General features: G+C 62.9%; 1 protein-coding gene. It reads right to left on the bottom strand.

What is annotated here, in order from left to right; translation table 11 throughout:
* Nucleotides 1-1024, bottom strand: a 1024-nt coding sequence (locus P1K30_RS23795; protein ID WP_275635227.1) for a calcium-binding protein, incomplete at both ends; no start/stop codon positions are given.

The raw sequence follows: 1024 nt of genomic DNA on the forward strand, positions 1-1024 counted from the left end.
CTGTCGTTGCCGCCCCCACCGTTCAGATAATCGGCTCCGCCGCCCCCGATCAGGGTATCGTCGCCCGCGTCGCCATTCAGGACATCCGCATCGTCCCCACCGTCAAGGCTGTCGGCGCCTTCGCCCCCCTGAAGCGTGTCGTCCCCAAGACCGCCAAGGATCGTGTCGTCGCCGTCCCCGCCCACGCCAAGGTCAGCCCCGTCACCGGCTTCGATCGAGTCGTTGCCACCCTGACCGTCCAGCTGGTCGTCGCCACCCAAGCCAAACAGAGTATCGTCATCGTCCAGCCCGGTCAGGGTATCGTCCCCTTCCGTGCCCGTCAGAACCAGGGCCGGAAAGGGATCGATCGAAACCGAACCGTCTGCGAAAACAAGCGTGCCTATGCCGCGAAGTTGGTCTGTGCCGTCGGGGCTTCCTGAACGCAAGTCCGTGACGATGTAAGTGCCCGACGCCCCGTCCAGCGATATGTCGTAATCGCTTTGATTGCCCGAAAACTCGGCGGTGTTATTGCCCAGAAGGTCAAATAGCTCGTCGTCTCCGGCTCCACCGATCAGCGTGTCGTCATCCTCGCCGCCGTCCAGACTGTCGTTGCCGTCTCCGCCCGACAGAGTGTCGTCATCCTCGCCGCCGTCCAGACTGTCGTTGCCGTCTCCGCCCGACAGAGTGTCCAATCCTGACGCGCCGGACAGGACATCGTCTCCGCCTTCCCCGTCAAGTTCGTCATTCCCACTTTGTCCGTAAAGCGTGTCCTGCCCATCGCCACCGAAGATCGTATCGTCCCCGACACCGCCACGGATGATGTCATCGCCCGTTCCACCGAAGATCTGGTCGTTTCCGCTATTGCCCTCGATGCTGTCGTTGTCCGCTCCGCCCTCAAGCGTGTCATCCAGACCCGAGCCGAGGATCGTATCGTCGCCCGCGCCTCCATCGATCGAGTCCGGGCGGTACGAGGTCGAAGTACTCGTGGTACCGCCATTGATGGAGTCGTTGCCGTCCCCGCCAAGGATCGTGTCCAGCCCGTAAC

The sequence above is a fragment of the Psychromarinibacter halotolerans genome (genome assembly GCF_029168315.1).
Lineage (GTDB): Bacteria > Pseudomonadota > Alphaproteobacteria > Rhodobacterales > Rhodobacteraceae > Psychromarinibacter > Psychromarinibacter halotolerans.